General features: G+C 66.5%; 11 protein-coding genes. 5 read left to right on the top strand and 6 right to left on the bottom strand.

Annotated features, from left to right (window positions below):
* The first annotated feature begins 72 nt into the window (after window positions 1-72).
* Window positions 73-666, top strand: coding sequence for a MerR family transcriptional regulator (locus tag ACFV4R_RS18710; protein ID WP_377203784.1), 594 nt, complete (start codon window positions 73-75; stop codon window positions 664-666).
* Window positions 667-734: 68 nt separating this feature from the next.
* On the opposite strand, the gene ACFV4R_RS18705 is transcribed toward ACFV4R_RS18710, so the two are convergent.
* On the bottom strand, window positions 735-1,553 hold the full coding sequence (locus tag ACFV4R_RS18705; protein ID WP_377203785.1) for a ParA family protein: 819 nt from the start codon (window positions 1,551-1,553) through the stop codon (window positions 735-737).
* Between the two features lie 301 nt (window positions 1,554-1,854).
* On the opposite strand from ACFV4R_RS18705, the gene ACFV4R_RS18700 reads away from it, so the two are divergent.
* Window positions 1,855-5,253: a pyruvate carboxylase gene (locus tag ACFV4R_RS18700; protein ID WP_377203786.1), complete on the top strand. Its 3,399-nt coding sequence runs from the start codon at window positions 1,855-1,857 to the stop codon at window positions 5,251-5,253.
* A gap of 85 nt (window positions 5,254-5,338) precedes the next feature.
* Here ACFV4R_RS18700 and ACFV4R_RS18695 read toward each other — a convergent pair whose 3' ends face one another.
* Window positions 5,339-7,147 (bottom strand): AMP-dependent synthetase/ligase, encoded by a 1,809-nt coding sequence (locus tag ACFV4R_RS18695; protein WP_377203787.1) that lies wholly within the window; start codon window positions 7,145-7,147, stop codon window positions 5,339-5,341.
* Between the two features lie 182 nt (window positions 7,148-7,329).
* Between ACFV4R_RS18695 and ACFV4R_RS18690 the strand changes: the two genes are divergently transcribed.
* Window positions 7,330-8,421, top strand: coding sequence for an ROK family glucokinase (locus ACFV4R_RS18690; protein ID WP_377203788.1), 1,092 nt, complete (start codon window positions 7,330-7,332; stop codon window positions 8,419-8,421).
* A 4-nt stretch (window positions 8,422-8,425) separates the two neighbouring features.
* Here ACFV4R_RS18690 and ACFV4R_RS18685 read toward each other — a convergent pair whose 3' ends face one another.
* From ACFV4R_RS18685 to ACFV4R_RS18675, 3 genes are read right to left on the bottom strand one after another with little or no spacing between them, the layout of a single operon-like run.
* Window positions 8,426-8,968 carry a hypothetical protein gene (locus ACFV4R_RS18685; protein ID WP_377203789.1) on the bottom strand — a complete coding sequence of 181 codons (543 nt, stop codon included), beginning with the start codon at window positions 8,966-8,968 and terminating at the stop codon, window positions 8,426-8,428.
* Window positions 8,955-9,770 (bottom strand): alpha/beta hydrolase, encoded by an 816-nt coding sequence (locus ACFV4R_RS18680; RefSeq protein ID WP_377203790.1) that lies wholly within the window; start codon window positions 9,768-9,770, stop codon window positions 8,955-8,957. The genes ACFV4R_RS18685 and ACFV4R_RS18680 overlap by 14 nt, the downstream gene beginning before the upstream one ends.
* A complete protein-coding gene (locus ACFV4R_RS18675) occupies window positions 9,767-10,555 on the bottom strand; it encodes an alpha/beta hydrolase (RefSeq protein ID WP_377203791.1) in 789 nt (262 codons plus the stop codon). The genes ACFV4R_RS18680 and ACFV4R_RS18675 overlap by 4 nt, the downstream gene beginning before the upstream one ends.
* Window positions 10,556-10,667: 112 nt before the next feature.
* Here ACFV4R_RS18675 and ACFV4R_RS18670 point away from each other — a divergent pair, with 112 nt between their 5' ends.
* Both ACFV4R_RS18670 and ACFV4R_RS18665 read left to right on the top strand, forming a co-directional pair.
* Window positions 10,668-11,435, top strand: a complete 768-nt coding sequence (locus tag ACFV4R_RS18670) for a lysophospholipid acyltransferase family protein (RefSeq protein WP_377203792.1) — start codon at window positions 10,668-10,670, stop codon at window positions 11,433-11,435.
* Window positions 11,436-11,544: 109 nt separating this feature from the next.
* The gene (locus ACFV4R_RS18665; protein ID WP_015936763.1) at window positions 11,545-12,939 is read left to right on the top strand and encodes a class II 3-deoxy-7-phosphoheptulonate synthase; all 1,395 of its coding nucleotides are present in this window, start codon (window positions 11,545-11,547) and stop codon (window positions 12,937-12,939) included.
* Between the two features lie 79 nt (window positions 12,940-13,018).
* On the opposite strand, the gene ACFV4R_RS18660 is transcribed toward ACFV4R_RS18665, so the two are convergent.
* Window positions 13,019-15,142, bottom strand: a complete 2,124-nt coding sequence (locus ACFV4R_RS18660) for a PASTA domain-containing protein (protein WP_377203793.1) — start codon at window positions 15,140-15,142, stop codon at window positions 13,019-13,021.

Genomic DNA, 15,142 nt, shown 5'->3' with positions numbered 1-15,142 from the left:
GAATTACATGCATGGTCTTCATGCCCACGCTGCTGCAGTTGTTCCCGGGAGCGTACGACAAGGAGGATCCAGGTGAGTCCTAAAGGTGAAGCAGGCGGGCTGAAGCAGCCCACGGCCGGTGCCACCGTGCCCGTAAGCGGTGCCCAGGGCCTCCTCTTTACCGAAGACCTCCCTGTCCTGGACGAGGACGCCGGCTACCGCGGTCCCACCGCGTGCAAGGCGGCCGGTATCACTTACCGGCAGCTCGATTACTGGGCCCGGACCGGACTGGTGGAGCCCGCCGTACGCGGCGCGGCCGGGTCCGGCTCGCAGCGCCTCTACGGCTTCCGCGACATCCTGGTCCTCAAGGTGGTCAAACGGCTCCTTGATACCGGGGTCTCCCTCCAGCAGATCCGCTCCGCCGTGGAGCACCTGCGTGAACGCGGCGTTGAAGACCTTGCCCAGATCACCCTGATGAGTGACGGCGCCAGCGTTTACGAATGCACCTCCGCGGACGAAGTCATTGATCTCGTCCAGGGCGGCCAGGGCGTCTTCGGCATTGCGGTGGGCCGCGTATGGCGCGAGGTGGAGGGCAGCCTGGCATCACTGCCCAGCGAGCACGCCGCCGAACAGACGTTCCCTGACGACGAGCTCAGCAAGCGGCGGGCCGCACGCAAGATCAGCTGATCTGCAGACCAACGAACAGGGGCTGCACTCCTCCCGGAGGAGTGCAGCCCCTGTTCATTTAAGATTCCTTAGCGCGCGCGGCTTCGGAGGCCGCTGCCTGCAGCCATCAGGTTGGCCAGCAGTTCATCGAACAGGGCGGCGGCGGATTTGGCGGAGTCGCCCGGCCAGTGGTGCACCGGATGCGCTGCACCCTGGATCTGCTGCCAGTTGGCCTGCTCGGGGATCCGTGGGCTCAGCAGCAGCTCACCAAACATCGACTCCATCTCGGCCAGCCGGTAGGTGTGCTCGGAGGATCCGGTCCGCACCCGGTTGGCGACGATGCCGGCCGGTGAAAGGTTGGGCGCGAACTCCTGCCTGAACAGCTGGATGGCGCGCATGGTGCGCTCCGTACCCGCGACCGAGAAGAGCCCGGGTTCGGCCACAAGGGCCACCTTGTCACTGGCGGACCACGCCATCCGGGTAAGGCCGTTGAGCGACGGCGGGCAGTCGATCAGCACCAGCTGGTAGTTGCCTGCACCGGCCAGGACCGCGGTGAGCCGGCGAAGGTCGCGCCGGCCAAGGTCCGGACGGTCGTAGATCCCCGTATAGGCGGAGCCGACGGCGACATCCAGGACAGCGGGGCCAGAACCGTTTGAGTGGGCGCGGGCGCTCCAGGTGCTCCGCACCACGTTTTCGGCGAGTTTGGCACGGCGGGGGCTCTTGAGCATCCGTCCGATATCAAGCTGCTCTCCGGGCTGCACGCCCAGGGCCGTGGTTGCGTCCGCGTGGGGATCGAGGTCCACCACGAGGGTCTTGATTCCCGCGGCCAGCGCCGCAGACGCCAATCCTGTGGTGACGGAAGTCTTGCCGACTCCACCCTTGAGGCTGCTGATGCTGACTACTTGCACTTGAGAGACCAAAACCTAACGCCGGATGCCGTGTTGGGGGTAATGTTTGCTCCGGCGGAACCGAAGCCGGACGGTCCTGCCGCCCTACTCATCATATGTGGATGCCGCGGTGAATCCTGCTTTATGGGCGCCCGGCATGGCACTGGCGGTGCAGGCGGGTCTGATCAGGACGGCCCGGCACAAACCGATCAGGACATGACGGGGAAATCTGTGATGGCTGACACAAAGATTTGTGTTTGTCCTTGTGGGTCCTAGACACTGTGACCACTCACCGATCCACCCGCAATGATGCAGGAGAAGTATGTTTTCCAAAGTTCTGGTGGCCAACCGCGGCGAAATCGCGATCAGGGCCTTCCGCGCCGGCTACGAGCTGGGCGCAAAGACCGTTGCCGTCTTTCCCCATGAGGACCGAAACTCGATCCACCGGCAGAAAGCGGACGAGGCGTACCTGATTGGCGAGGAAGGGCATCCCGTCCGGGCATACCTGGACGTCGCCGAGGTGGTGCGCGTGGCCAAAGAGGCCGGCGCTGACGCCATCTACCCCGGCTACGGCTTCCTCTCGGAAAACCCGGACCTGGCCCGCGCGGCCAAGGAAGCCGGCATCACCTTCGTTGGTCCGCCGGCCGAAGTCCTGGAACTTGCCGGAAACAAGGTGGCGGCACTGAAGGCGGCCCGCGCGGCCGGCGTGCCGGTGCTGAAGTCCAGCGAGCCGTCCAAGGACCTGGACGAACTGCTTGCCGCCGCCGATGAGATCGGCTTCCCCATCTTTGCGAAGGCAGTGGCTGGCGGTGGCGGCCGTGGCATGCGGCGGGTGGACACCCGTGAAGCACTTCCCGAGGCACTCAAATCGGCCATGCGGGAGGCGGACGCCGCCTTCGGCGACCCCACCATGTTCCTGGAGCAGGCCGTCCTGCGCCCCCGCCACATCGAGGTGCAGATCCTCGCCGACGCCGAGGGCAACGTGATGCACCTCTTCGAGCGGGACTGTTCCATCCAGCGGCGGCACCAGAAGGTCATCGAGATCGCCCCCGCCCCCAACCTGGACGAAAACATCCGCCAGGCCCTGTACCGGGACGCCGTCAAGTTCGCGCAGGCGCTGAACTACGTTAACGCCGGCACTGTCGAGTTCCTGGTGGACACCGAAGGCGAGCGGGCCGGCCAGCACGTCTTCATTGAAATGAACCCGCGCATCCAGGTGGAGCACACGGTCACCGAGGAAGTTACGGACGTGGACCTGGTCCAGGCCCAGATGCGCATCGCCTCGGGCGAAACCCTGGCTGACCTGGGACTCTCCCAGGAGACCGTCCACCTCAAGGGCGCTGCCCTGCAGAGCCGCATCACCACCGAGGATCCGTCCAACGGCTTCCGGCCTGACGTCGGAAAGATCACCGGCTACCGCTCAGCAGGCGGTGCCGGCGTACGGCTCGACGGCGGAACTGTGTACTCCGGCGCCGAGATCAGCCCGCACTTCGACTCCATGCTGGTCAAGCTCACCTGCCGCGGCCGGGACTACCCCGCCGCTGTGGCCCGCGCCCGCCGATCCCTTGCCGAGTTCCGCATCCGCGGCGTTTCCACCAACATCCCCTTCCTTCAGGCCGTCCTGGACGACCCCGACTTTATCGCCGGTGACGTCGCCACCAACTTCATCGACCAGCGCCCCCAGCTGCTCAAGGCACGGGTGTCCGCTGACCGCGGCACCAAGCTGCTGACGTGGCTGGCCGACGTCACGGTCAACAAGCCCAACGGCGAACTGACCGTCCACTCGGACCCCGCGGCGAAGCTCCCGTCGGTGAAGGGCCAGCAGGCAGCGCCGGGTTCCCGCCAGAAACTGCGAGAATTGGGACCGGAAGGCTTCGCCAAGGCACTGCGCGGGCAAACCGCCGTTGCCGTCACGGACACCACCTTCCGCGATGCCCACCAGTCGCTGCTCGCCACCCGGGTCCGCACCCGCGACCTGGTGGCTGCCGGACCGGCCGTCAGCGCCCTGATGCCGGACCTGCTGTCCGTTGAAGCCTGGGGCGGGGCAACCTATGACGTCGCCCTCCGCTTCCTCGGCGAAGACCCGTGGGACCGCCTTGCAGCGCTTCGCGAAGCCCTGCCGAATGTCTGCATCCAGATGCTCCTCCGCGGCCGCAACACCGTCGGGTACACCCCGTACCCCGAGGAAGTCACCGAAGCCTTCGTCAACGAGGCAGCGGCCACCGGCATCGACATCTTCCGGATCTTCGACGCCCTGAACGACGTCAACCAGATGGCCCCCGCCATCCGGGCAGTCCGCGCCACCGGCACGGCCGTCGCCGAAGTGGCCCTGTGCTACACGGGCGACCTTCTGGACCCGGCGGAGAAGCTGTACACGCTGGACTACTACCTCGAACTGGCCCAGAAGATCGTCGACGCCGGCGCCCACATCCTGGCGATCAAGGACATGGCCGGCCTGCTGCGGCCCTCCGCGGCCGCCAAGCTGGTGGCCGCTCTCCGCGAACGCTTTGACGTCCCCGTCCACCTGCACACCCATGACACGGCGGGCGGCCAGCTGGCTACCCTGCTCGCTGCCGTGGATGCCGGTGTGGACGCCGTGGACGTGGCTTCGGCCTCCCTGGCCGGCACCACCAGCCAGGTGTCGGCATCGGCACTGGTGGCAGCACTGGCGCACACGCCGCGCGAGACCGGTCTCAGCCTGGACGCCGTCAGCTCCCTGGAACCGTACTGGGAAGCAGTCCGCCGGGTGTACGCGCCCTTCGAATCGGGCCTTCCGGGCCCCACCGGCCGGGTGTACAAGCACGAGATTCCCGGTGGCCAGCTCTCCAACCTCCGCCAACAGGCCATTGCGCTGGGCCTGGGGGAGCGGTTCGAAGCCATCGAGGACATGTACACGGCAGCCGACCGGATCCTGGGCCACCTGGTCAAGGTCACCCCGTCCTCCAAGGTGGTGGGCGACCTTGCCCTGCACCTGGTGGGCCTCAATGCCGATCCTGCGGACTTCGAGGCGAACCCGCAGAACTACGACATCCCCGACTCCGTGATCGGATTCCTGTCCGGCGAACTCGGCGACCCTCCCGGAGGCTGGCCGGAGCCTTTCCGCACCAAGGCCCTCCAGGGACGCAGCATCAAGGTCCGCGACGTCGAGCTCAGCGCCGAGGACAGCGCCGCGCTCAAGTCCGACTCCAAGACCCGCCAGCACACGCTGAACCGGCTGCTCTTCGACGGTCCCACCAAGGACTACCTGAAGAGCGTGGAGACCTACGGCAACATCTCCGTCCTCGACACCCGCGACTACCTGTACGGGCTGCAGCAGGGCACCGAGCACGAGATCGAACTTGAACGCGGTGTTCGCCTGATCGCTTCCCTGGAAGCCGTCTCCGAACCCGACGAAAAGGGCATGCGTACTGTCATGTGCACGCTCAACGGCCAGTCCCGGCCGGTCGTGGTGCGTGACCGCTCGGTGGTCAGCAACGTCAAGGCCGCCGAGAAGGCGGACCCGGCACAGCCCGGCCACGTTGCCGCTCCGTTCGCGGGCGCGGTCACCATCACCGTGAAGGCCGGTGACACCGTGAACCCCGGCGATACCGTTGCCACCATCGAGGCGATGAAAATGGAAGCATCCATTACGACGCCGGTGGGCGGCAAGGTGGGCAGGCTCGCCATCTCTGCGGTGGAGCAGGTGCAGGGCGGAGACCTGCTCCTGGTGGTGGAGCAGTAGCCCGGTCCAACAGATAAGGCAATGAAAAGGTCCTCCCGGCAGCAGCCGGGAGGACCTTTTCGTTTTTAGTGCAGCAGTGCTTGGGTCAGGCGCGGGGGGCCGAGTACATCTCCTCGATGATGGTCTCGAAGTCCTTCATCACCTGTGCCCGCTTTACCTTCATGGACGGCGTCAGGTGTCCGGACGCCTCGGTGAAGTCGGCCGGAACGATCCGGAACGACTTGATGGCCTCGGCCTGTGAAACAGACCCGTTGGCGGCGGTGATCAGGTCCTGCACCGCTGCCTTGACCACCGGGTTGTCCGCTGCGTCCTCAAGGGAGGTTCCGGCTGGAAGTCCGTGCCGCTGGAGCCAGCCCGGCAGCGCCTCCTGGTCAAGGGTGACCAGGGCGCCGATGAACGGACGGTTGTCACCCACAACCAGGACCTGCGAGACCAAGGCGTCGGCCCGGATCTGGTCCTCCAACAGGGCGGGGATCACGTTCTTGCCGCCGGCCGTCACGATGATCTCCTTCTTGCGGCCAGTGATCCAGACAAAGCCGTCCTCGTCGAGCCTGCCGATGTCCCCGGTGCGGAACCAGCCGTCGTCGAACGTGTCCGCGGTGAGGTCGTCGCGCTTGTAGTAGCCGCGCATCACGCAGACACCCTGGGTGAGGATTTCGCCGTCCTCGGCGATCTTTACGGCGTTGCCGGGCAGCGGCTTGCCCACAGACCCGATCTTGATCCGGGACGGGGTGTTGACCGAGATGGGGGCAGTGGTTTCGGTCAGGCCGTACCCTTCGAGGACCTGCATGCCGATGCCCTGGAAGAAGTGGCCCAGGCGTTCGCCGAGCGGGCCGCCGCCGGACACGGCGTGGGCCACATGGCCGCCCATCGCAGCACGCAGCTTGCCGTACACCAGCTTGTCGAACAGCGCATGGCGGAGCTTGAGGCCCAGTCCGATGCGGCCTTCCTGGCGTGCTTTCGAGTACGCGATGGCGGTATCGGCGGCCCTGTGGAAGATGGCGCCCTTTCCGCCGTCCTCTGCCTTGGTCATGGCCGAGTTGTAGACCTTCTCGAAAACGCGTGGCACGGCCAGGATGAACGTGGGCTCGTAGCTCTGCAGGTCCGCGAGCAGGTTCTTGATGTCCGGCGTGTGCGCCACCGTGGTCCCGGCAGCCATGGCCAGGACGGAGATGAACCGTGCGAAGACGTGTGCCAGCGGTAGGAACATGATGGTCTTGGCGTCCTCGTGGACGATTTCGCCGATGATGGCCAGCGCGTTGTCCGAGAGCTCCACGAAGTTCCCGTGCGTCAGTTCGCAACCCTTGGGCCGCCCGGTGGTGCCGGACGTGTAGATGATGGTGGCGGTGTCAGCGAGGCCGGCAGTACTCCGCCGCGACTCGAGTTCGTCGTCGCTGACGCCGCGCCCGGCTTCGCGGAGGGCATCCAGGCCGTTGCCTTCCAGCTGCCAGACGTGCTGCAGGTCGGTGAGGCCTTCGGCGTTGACGGCCTGCAGGATGATGTTTTCGTGGTGCGCGGATTCGCCGAAGGCGGCAACGGCCCCGGAATCGCCGAGGTTCCAGGCCACCTGGGACGGGGACGAGGTTTCGTAGATCGGAACCGAGATGCCGCCCGCAAACCAAATGGCGAAGTCCACCAGGGACCATTCGTAGCGGGTCCGGGACATGATTCCCACCCGGTCGCCAGCACCCACGCCACTGGCCATCAAACCCTTCGCCAGGGCATTGACGTCGGCCAGGAAGTCGCTGGCGGACACGTTCTGCCAGGAGCCTGATGCGTCAAGGCGGGAAAACAGTGCCGGGTTGCTGGCCTTCTTGGCCTGGCGCAGCAGCAGGTCGGTGATGTTGGTCTCCGGTGGAACAACAACAAGGGGCGGAACACTGAATTGGCGCACTATAGCTCCTTTGATATCCGTCGTCCCGCAGGGGGCATGCCACAAGCCTAGTATGCCGCCGCAGGACAGTGCTGTATCTAAAGTTACTGGCCGGTAACTTAGCCGTCAATGCGGCATGGGCTGGTCCGGAGCCAGCGTGCCCCGGCTCCGGAGGTGCGGCCGCGAGCCTAGAATTGGGGACTATGTACGCACCGCCCTCCGGCGACCAGGCCGGCCACCTCCGTCGATCCGCGCCGTGGAAGCGGCGGTCCGCCCCGTACCGCGCCACTTCAGGGCAGGGTAAAGGTTCCCGGGGGCGGGCGCGCCTGGGCCGCCGGGGACTGGCGATCGGCATCGACATCGGCGGCACCAAGGTGGCTGCAGGTGTGGTGGATGAGGAAGGCCGGATCCTCAGCGAAGCCCGCCGCAGCACGCCCGGGACTGATCCCCGGGCCGTGGAACGGGTCATCGTGGAATTGGTCGAAGAGCTCGGCAGCGGGCGGCGGATCCGGTCGGTGGGCATCGGGGCCGCCGGCTGGATGGACCTCGACGGCGGCACCGTCCTTTTCAGCCCCCACCTCGCCTGGCGGAACGAGCCACTGCGCGCCAACCTCCAGCAGCTCCTGCGGCGCCCGGTGCTGCTGGCCAACGACGCCGACGCCGCCGCGTGGGCCGAGTGGCGGTTCGGCGCCGGGCAAGGTGAAAGCCGCCTGGTGTGCATCACCCTTGGCACCGGAATCGGTGGGGCCATGGTGATGGATGGCCGGGTGGAACGGGGCCGCTTCGGCGTGGCGGGCGAGTTTGGCCATCAGGTGATCATGCCCGGAGGCCACCGCTGCGAATGCGGCAACCGCGGCTGCTGGGAACAGTATGCCTCCGGCAACGCCCTCGGCCGCGAAGCGAGGATGCTTGCCAGCAGCAACTCGCCCGTCGCCCAGGATCTTTTGGCTGCCGTCGGTGGCCGCGCGGAGACCATTACCGGTGCCATCGTCACCGAACTCGCCCTCGCCGGAGACACGGCATCCCGCGAACTGATCGAAGAGGTGGGGGAGTGGCTCGGCCTGGGGCTTGCCAACCTGGCTGCCGCCCTCGACCCGGGACTGTTCGTCATCGGCGGAGGACTGTGCTCAGCAGGCGATCTCCTGGTGGAGCCCGCCAGGAAGGCATTTGCCAGGAACCTGACCGGACGTGGCTTCCGTCCCGCCGCCGGTATCCAGTTGGCCCACCTTGGGCCCAACGCCGGCCTCATTGGTGCCGCCGACCTTTCCCGCGTCAGCAGCAGGGTCCGCAGCTGACGGCTCAGACCCGGGCGCCGTCGTCGTCCTCGTCCTTTTCCTGCGGGAGCTTCATGATGAGGTACACCGTGCCGGCAACAAATGCAGCAACAATGCCCCATATGGCCAACACGGGCGCGGACCGCCAAAACATCGCGGAAAGCAGCAGCGCAATGGGCCCGCCCACTGCGGCCAGCCAGGCCAGCATGGTCAGGGGGTCTGTCCCGGAAAGGCTGGGGGGCTCTTCCGGCACGAAGTCGCCTCCCTCATCCTCCACGCCGTAGTCGCGCGGGCCGGCCGGAGGCGCCTCCGGCGTTTCGTCATCGCCGGGCTCTCCGCGTTGGCTGTCCTGGCGCTCGGCAGCCGAACGTTCCACGGGTGCGGCACCGGACAGATTGAGCGGATCAAAGTCGCGGAAGGACGCCGGCCCCGCCGGCTTGGCAAGAGGATCCGGCAGGTTGCGCTCCGGCGGCGGAGTGTCAGCCTCCAGCCGTGCCACCAGGTCGAGCCAGACCGCGTCATCCTGGTTGGCGCCCTGGTCCGCGGATCCGGAATCAGGCCTGTTCATTTCCGGCCTCCCCGGACCCCGGGACGGGAGCCGCCATCCCGGGCGCCAACGCAGCAAGCGTTGCCCGGATGAAGTCCACCGAGCCCTGGAATATCTGTTCGGCGTCGTTGTCCATGGTGGCCACGTGGTAGCTGTTCTCCAGACGGACCAGTTCCAGGGGCGCATGGGTCAGGCCTCGGCGCAGGACTGAAATACTGCTGTCCGACACAACGTGGTCCACGGCTGACCGGTAGACCTGGACCGGCGCGGTGATGCGGGGGAGCAGCCGGGCGGTGTCCTTGAACATCTTGTTCAGTTCGTGTGCAGCGGCGACGGGAGTGCGCGGATAGGCACCTTCATCGATGCCCGCCTTCAGGATGTCGTTGGCGATGGCAGGGGTGCTCTTCATGACCAGCTTCAGGATCCCTGCCAGCGGAGCGCGCGGGTCATCAATCACCAGCCCGGGGTTCACCAGGACCACGCCGGCCACCGGCCGCGTGGCAGCGACCCGCAGCGCAAGGGCGCCGCCCATGCTCAGCCCGGCAGCGAAAACGTGCTCGCATTCGGCATCGAGTTCCAGGAACGCATCATCCAGGGCGCCGTGCCATTGTTGCCACCGCGTGCGGGACAGGTCCTGCCAGCTGGTGCCATGGCCCGGCAGGAGCGGCATCCGCACCGCGAAGCCGGCCTCGGCAAGCGCTTGCGCCCAGCTGCGCAGGCTGTGCGGGCTGCCGGTGAACCCATGCGACAGCACTACGCCCGCGCGTGGCCCCGAGCCGCTGGTGGCACTGCTGAAGGGACTGTGGTCCGGGCCGGCAGTCATAGGGTCTCCGAAGGGCTGGATTGGCGGGCATGGTCACGGAAGAACTCGCTGGACCGGGCGAAGATTTCCGGCGCGTCAACGTCCAGCGTAGCCACGTGGCCGCTGCCCGCAAGTTCAACCACCTCCGTCACCCTGTCGCGCAGCCGTGCCCTCAGCAGTTCCAGGGAGGTGGGCGGTACCACCTCGTCGGTCACGGATTTAAAGACCTGCACCGGTGCCGTGACCGCAGGCAGTTCCCGGAGTGTTGCGTTGAACAGCTTCTTGAGCTCGTGCACTGCCGCCAAGGGCGTCCGCGAGTAGTCGCCGTCTTCAGTGGCGGGCGCCGTCGAATGTTCCTCCGGAATGGGAATGGTGGTGCGCTGGAAGAACTTCAGCAGCCCGATCACCCGCACGCGCCGGTCATAGAAACTCAGGCCGGGATTGACGATGCTAACACCGGCTGCCTTATGCCTGGCGGCGGTCAGCAGGGCCACTGCACCGCCCATGGACAGGCCTGCTGCGAAGCAGGTGGAAGTCCTGGCGGAGAGATCGAGGTAGGCCGCCTCGTAGCTGCCGAACCAATCGCGCCACCCCGTTTGGGCGAGTTCCCGCCAGTCCGTTCCATGGCCGGGCAGCAGCGGGACGCTCACCGCATAGCCCTGGGCTGCGAGATGCTCCGCCCACGGCAGCACGCTGAGCGGGCTGCCCGTGAAGCCGTGGCAAATGGCGATGCCGATGTCCGCATTGGGGCCATGGCCGGGATAACTGAACGCGACGGGCCGGGGCGGTGTGCTGCTTTCAGTCATGCCTACATCGTGTCACTGTTCCGGATAAATCTCACTAGAGTAGGGTTGCACCTGAACTGCTGAAACAGGCCCGGAGCGGAGCCTGGGGCCGACCTTCCGAGAGGTTCACCGCGTGTTTTATTGGGTCATGAAGAGGATTTTCCTCGGTCCTGTTCTGAAGCTTCTTTTCCGCCCCTGGGTCAAGGGCCTGGACAACATTCCGGCCGAGGGCGCCGCGATCATCGCCTCGAACCACCTGTCGTTTTCCGACTCGATCTTCATGCCACTGATGGTCCGCCGCCCGGTGGTCTTCCTGGCCAAGTCCGAATACTTCACCGGCACCGGAATCAAGGGCCGACTGACAGCGCTCTTCTTCCGGCTCACTAACCAGTTGCCCATGGACAGGTCCGGCGGCGCAGCCTCTGCTGCCTCCCTCAGCGCCGGCATGGACGTACTGACCAGCGGCGGCCTGCTGGGGATCTACCCGGAAGGGACCAGAAGTCCCGATGCCAAGCTGTACCGGGGCAAGGTGGGTGTCGCCAGGCTGGCCCTCCAGGCAGGGGTCCCCGTCATCCCCGTGGCGATGATCGGCACGGACAAGGTGCAGCCCATCGGAAAACGGCTCCCCAACATCCGGCGGATCGGAATGATTTTCGGTGAACCGCTCGACTTCAGCAGCTACCAGGACCAAGCCGAGGACCGTGGCACCCAGCGGACGGTGGCGGACCGCATCATGCTGGAACTGCAGCGGCTGTCCGGGCAGGAGTACGTGGACGAATACGCCGCCGTGGTGAAGCTGCGCCTGGCCGGCAAGCCCGGCGAGCCGGCCGCCGCGGCGGAGCCGTTGGCGTCGCCGCCGGCTGGCGGAGACGACTCCGGCGGGGAGCCGGCGGCACACTGACCGGGTGCCCGGCGGATGGGTGTTCCGGCGCCGTCCATCCGTTGTGACGCAAGGGCCGGGAACCGTGACGGCACGGTGTCCAGCCAACCTGCGCGGACGCTAGTCTTAGATGGTGACTCAGCTATCTGCAAACCCAGCCTTTCCCCTGTCCGGCAACTCCCAAAGCGGTGCCGCCACCTATCCCGGACTTGACGACTGGCGCGAGCTGCCCATCTCTCAGCAGCCCAGCTGGCAGGACAGGGAGGTGTTCGATGCCTCCGTGAAGGAGCTTTCGGTGCTTCCGCCGCTGGTGTTCGCCGGCGAAGTGGACGTGCTCCGGGAGCGCCTGGCCGCGGCAGCGCAAGGCAAGGCATTCCTCCTGCAGGGCGGCGACTGCGCGGAGACCTTCGAGGCAGCCACGGCAGACAAGATCAGCGCCCGCGTCAAGACCATCCTCCAGATGGCCGTGGTGCTGACCTACGGTGCGGCCATGCCCGTGATCAAGATGGGCCGGATGGCAGGACAGTTCGCCAAGCCCCGTTCCTCCAATGACGAAACCCGGGACGGCGTGACCCTTCCGGCCTACCGGGGCGACATCGTCAACGGATATGAGTTCACCCCCGAGTCCCGCGGACACGACGCGTCCCGGATGCTGCGGGCTTACCACACCTCTGCGTCTACGCTGAACCTCATCCGGGCCTTCACGCAGGGTGGTTTCGCCGATCTCCGGTCCGTCCACCAGTGGAACAAGGGCTTCACCGAGAACCCCGCGCACGCCCGCTACGAATCCCTGGCGCGCGACATCGACCGCGCCATCAAGTTCATGGACTCCTGCGGCGCGGACTTCGAGGCCCTCAAGCGTGTGGAGTTCTTTGCCAGCCACGAAGCGCTGCTGCTCGATTACGAACGCGCACTGACCCGGATCGACTCGCGGACGGGTTTCCCCTACGACACGTCGGCCCACTTCCTGTGGATTGGGGAGCGGACCCGCGAACTCGACCACGCCCACGTCGACTTCCTGTCGCGGGTGCGCAACCCCATCGGCGTGAAGCTCGGCCCGTCCACCACCGGTGACGATGCCCTGCGGCTCATCGACAAGCTGGACCCGGAACGTGAACCGGGCCGCCTGACCTTCATCACCCGCATGGGAGCCGGCAACATCCGTGAAAAGCTGCCCGCCGTCGTCGAAAAGGTTACGGCGTCCGGTGCTCAGGTCCTGTGGGTCACCGACCCCATGCATGGCAACACGGTCACCTCACCGAACGGGTACAAGACCCGCAACTTCGACGACGTCATCGACGAAGTGCGCGGCTTCTTCGAGGTGCACCACGCCCTGGGCACGGTACCGGGCGGCCTGCACGCCGAGATGACCGGCGACGACGTTGCGGAGTGCCTGGGCGGCGCGGACCCGATTGACCAGGACGCGTTCCTTGACCGCTACGAGTCTGTTTGCGATCCCCGCCTGAACCACATGCAGTCACTCGAAATGGCGTTCCTGGTGGCTGGGGCACTCGCCAAGAACTGACAAACGGCATCCGAACATCGAGCCAAGAGGCGCGGCCCGCATCATCCGGGCCGCGCCTCTTGCGCGTCCGAGGCGCTTTCTACACGACTGTCAGGGTGATGACGGAGCCTTCCGGAACGTCGGTGTCCACCGGATCCTGGTCCCTGACGGTGCCGAAGAATCCGCCCAGGACCTTGTTAAGCCGGACCTCGAATCCAAGCTTCCGCAATGCTTGTTCGGCTTCCCCGGCCTGCTTGCCAATAAAGCTTGGGACCTCCACCATCCGGGGACCCTTCGAAATGGTCAAGGTGACCGTGCCGCCGCGGGTCAGCGTCCCGTTGGCAGGACTCTGGCTGACCACGGCGCCCTCGGGGACCTTCCTGTCGAAGACCTCGTCCTTGGCCACCTCCGCCTTCAAGCCTGCTGCCTCGATGGCGTCAACGGCCTGGTTCTCGGCCTTCCCCACCACTGAGGGAACGGCGATGGGCTCGGGGCCCTTGGAGACCACCATCGCCACCGCGGTGCCCCGCCGGGCGGGAGTGCCGGCCGCAGGATCCTGGGCGAGCACAGTCCCCGCCGCTGCCTCTTCATCAAACTGTTCGGCAACTTTTCCCAGAGCCATTCCAGCGGCGTTGAGGGCGTTTTTGGCATCGTCGAGGGTGCCGGCCGTGAGTTGCGGCAGGGGGTAAAGTTGGGGGCCCTTTGATACGAGCAGAGAAACCGGCTGGAACTTGCGGATCTCCGCTCCCGCCTGCGGGTCGCTGCCTACCACCCGGCCGCTGGGAACGGCGTCATCGAAGACGTCGCTGGTGGTCGAACGGAAGCCTGCATCGCTCAGCAGTTGCTGGGCCTCCGCTACGGTCCTGTTGGCCACCGCCGGTATTGCTGCCGCCGCACCCGGACCCATCCCGAAGAACCAGCCCGCTCCGGTTGCAAGCAGCGCAGCAATAACCAGGACGATGATCCACAGAATGCCCCTCCGCCGTGGGTTGCCTTCGCGCAGGCTTCGGGCCGGTGTCGCAGCAGCCCGTGCGCGGGCCTTCTCATCGTCCTTTTCCGCCTTGCGCTGGGCCCGCTTGCTCAGTGCCGGGGGAGCCGGGGCCCAGGCCGGACTCTCGTCCTCGCCTGGCGGGGTGAGGGCGTGGCTGGTGCGGGGTGCCGGCGTCGGGTTGCGGGCTGCCGTGGCATGGCCTGCCGGCTGGTAGGGCGGCGGCACCGGACGGCCGGCGGGCATGACGGACGTCTGGTTGCTGATGTGCGGGATGAACTCGGTATGGCTGGGCCCAGCGGAGGGATCCGTTTCCCCCGGCAGTCCCGTGGTCCCGGGAATTCCGTGCAGGGAAGCTCCCAGCGCTGCCGGTGGCTGCAGGTCGAGTTCGGGGTCTGTCAGGTTGGTGCGGATGTGGCGGAGTTCCTGCAGCAGTGCGCTTCCATCAACCGGGCGGTTCTCGGGATCGTTCGCCGTGCACCACTGCACGAGTTCATCCACTTCAGTTGCGAGGCCCGGAACGAGCGCGGACGGGGGACCCACTGTGCTGTTGACGTGCTGGTAAGCCACCTGGATGGGAACGTCGCCGCCGAAGGGCTGCTTGCCGGTCAGCATTTCATAAAGCATGATGCCGACGGAGTAAACGTCACTGCGGGCATCGGCGGGCCGGCCCAAGACCAACTCGGGGGAGAGGTAGGCAACCGTTCCGATCAGCGCGCCGCTGCTGGTGGATGTTGTCACGGCCCGGGCAAGGCCGAAGTCGCCCACCTTGATCCGGCCGTCGTCGGCGATGAGGACATTTTCGGGTTTGACGTCGCGGTGGATGAAGCCGGCGGCGTGCGCTGCCGCAAGGCCTTCCACCACCGGATCGATCAGGGCCAACGCCAGCCGTGGCGGCAGGGCACCCTTGCCCGTGATGACGTCCCGCAGGGTGTGTCCCTTGATGTACTCCATCACCAGGTACGTCGTGTGGCCGTCAAAGCCCTGGTCCAGGACACCCACCACATGGGGATGGGACAGCTTGGCTGCGGCCTTGGCTTCACGGCCCAGCCTGCCCAGGAAACTTTCGTCCGCGGAGAAGTGCGGATGCAGCACTTTCAGGGCCACATCGCGTTCCAGCCGCTGGTCCTCGGCGAGGTACACAGTGGACATGCCGCCCCGCGCCAACTTGGACCTGATGGCGTAGCGGTTATCCACCAGCGTTCCTACAAGGGGGTCAGACACGTTTTCCTGCAC

It is taken from the genome of Pseudarthrobacter sp. NPDC059871, assembly GCF_042731175.1.
Classification (GTDB): domain Bacteria; phylum Actinomycetota; class Actinomycetes; order Actinomycetales; family Micrococcaceae; genus Arthrobacter.
This window is presented reverse-complemented; position numbering and strand designations above follow the sequence as displayed.

Excerpts from the sequence above, each read along its gene's own strand:
- ACFV4R_RS18700 (WP_377203786.1), top strand. The coding sequence starts at position 1,855 with ATGTTTTCCAAAGTTCTGGTGGCCAACCGCGGCGAAATCGCGATCAGG.
- ACFV4R_RS18690 (WP_377203788.1), top strand. The coding sequence starts at position 7,330 with ATGTACGCACCGCCCTCCGGCGACCAGGCCGGCCACCTCCGTCGATCC.
- ACFV4R_RS18685 (WP_377203789.1), bottom strand. The coding sequence starts at position 8,968 with ATGAACAGGCCTGATTCCGGATCCGCGGACCAGGGCGCCAACCAGGAT.
- ACFV4R_RS18680 (WP_377203790.1), bottom strand. The coding sequence starts at position 9,770 with ATGACTGCCGGCCCGGACCACAGTCCCTTCAGCAGTGCCACCAGCGGC.
- ACFV4R_RS18675 (WP_377203791.1), bottom strand. The coding sequence starts at position 10,555 with ATGACTGAAAGCAGCACACCGCCCCGGCCCGTCGCGTTCAGTTATCCC.
- ACFV4R_RS18665 (WP_015936763.1), top strand. The coding sequence starts at position 11,545 with ATGGTGACTCAGCTATCTGCAAACCCAGCCTTTCCCCTGTCCGGCAAC.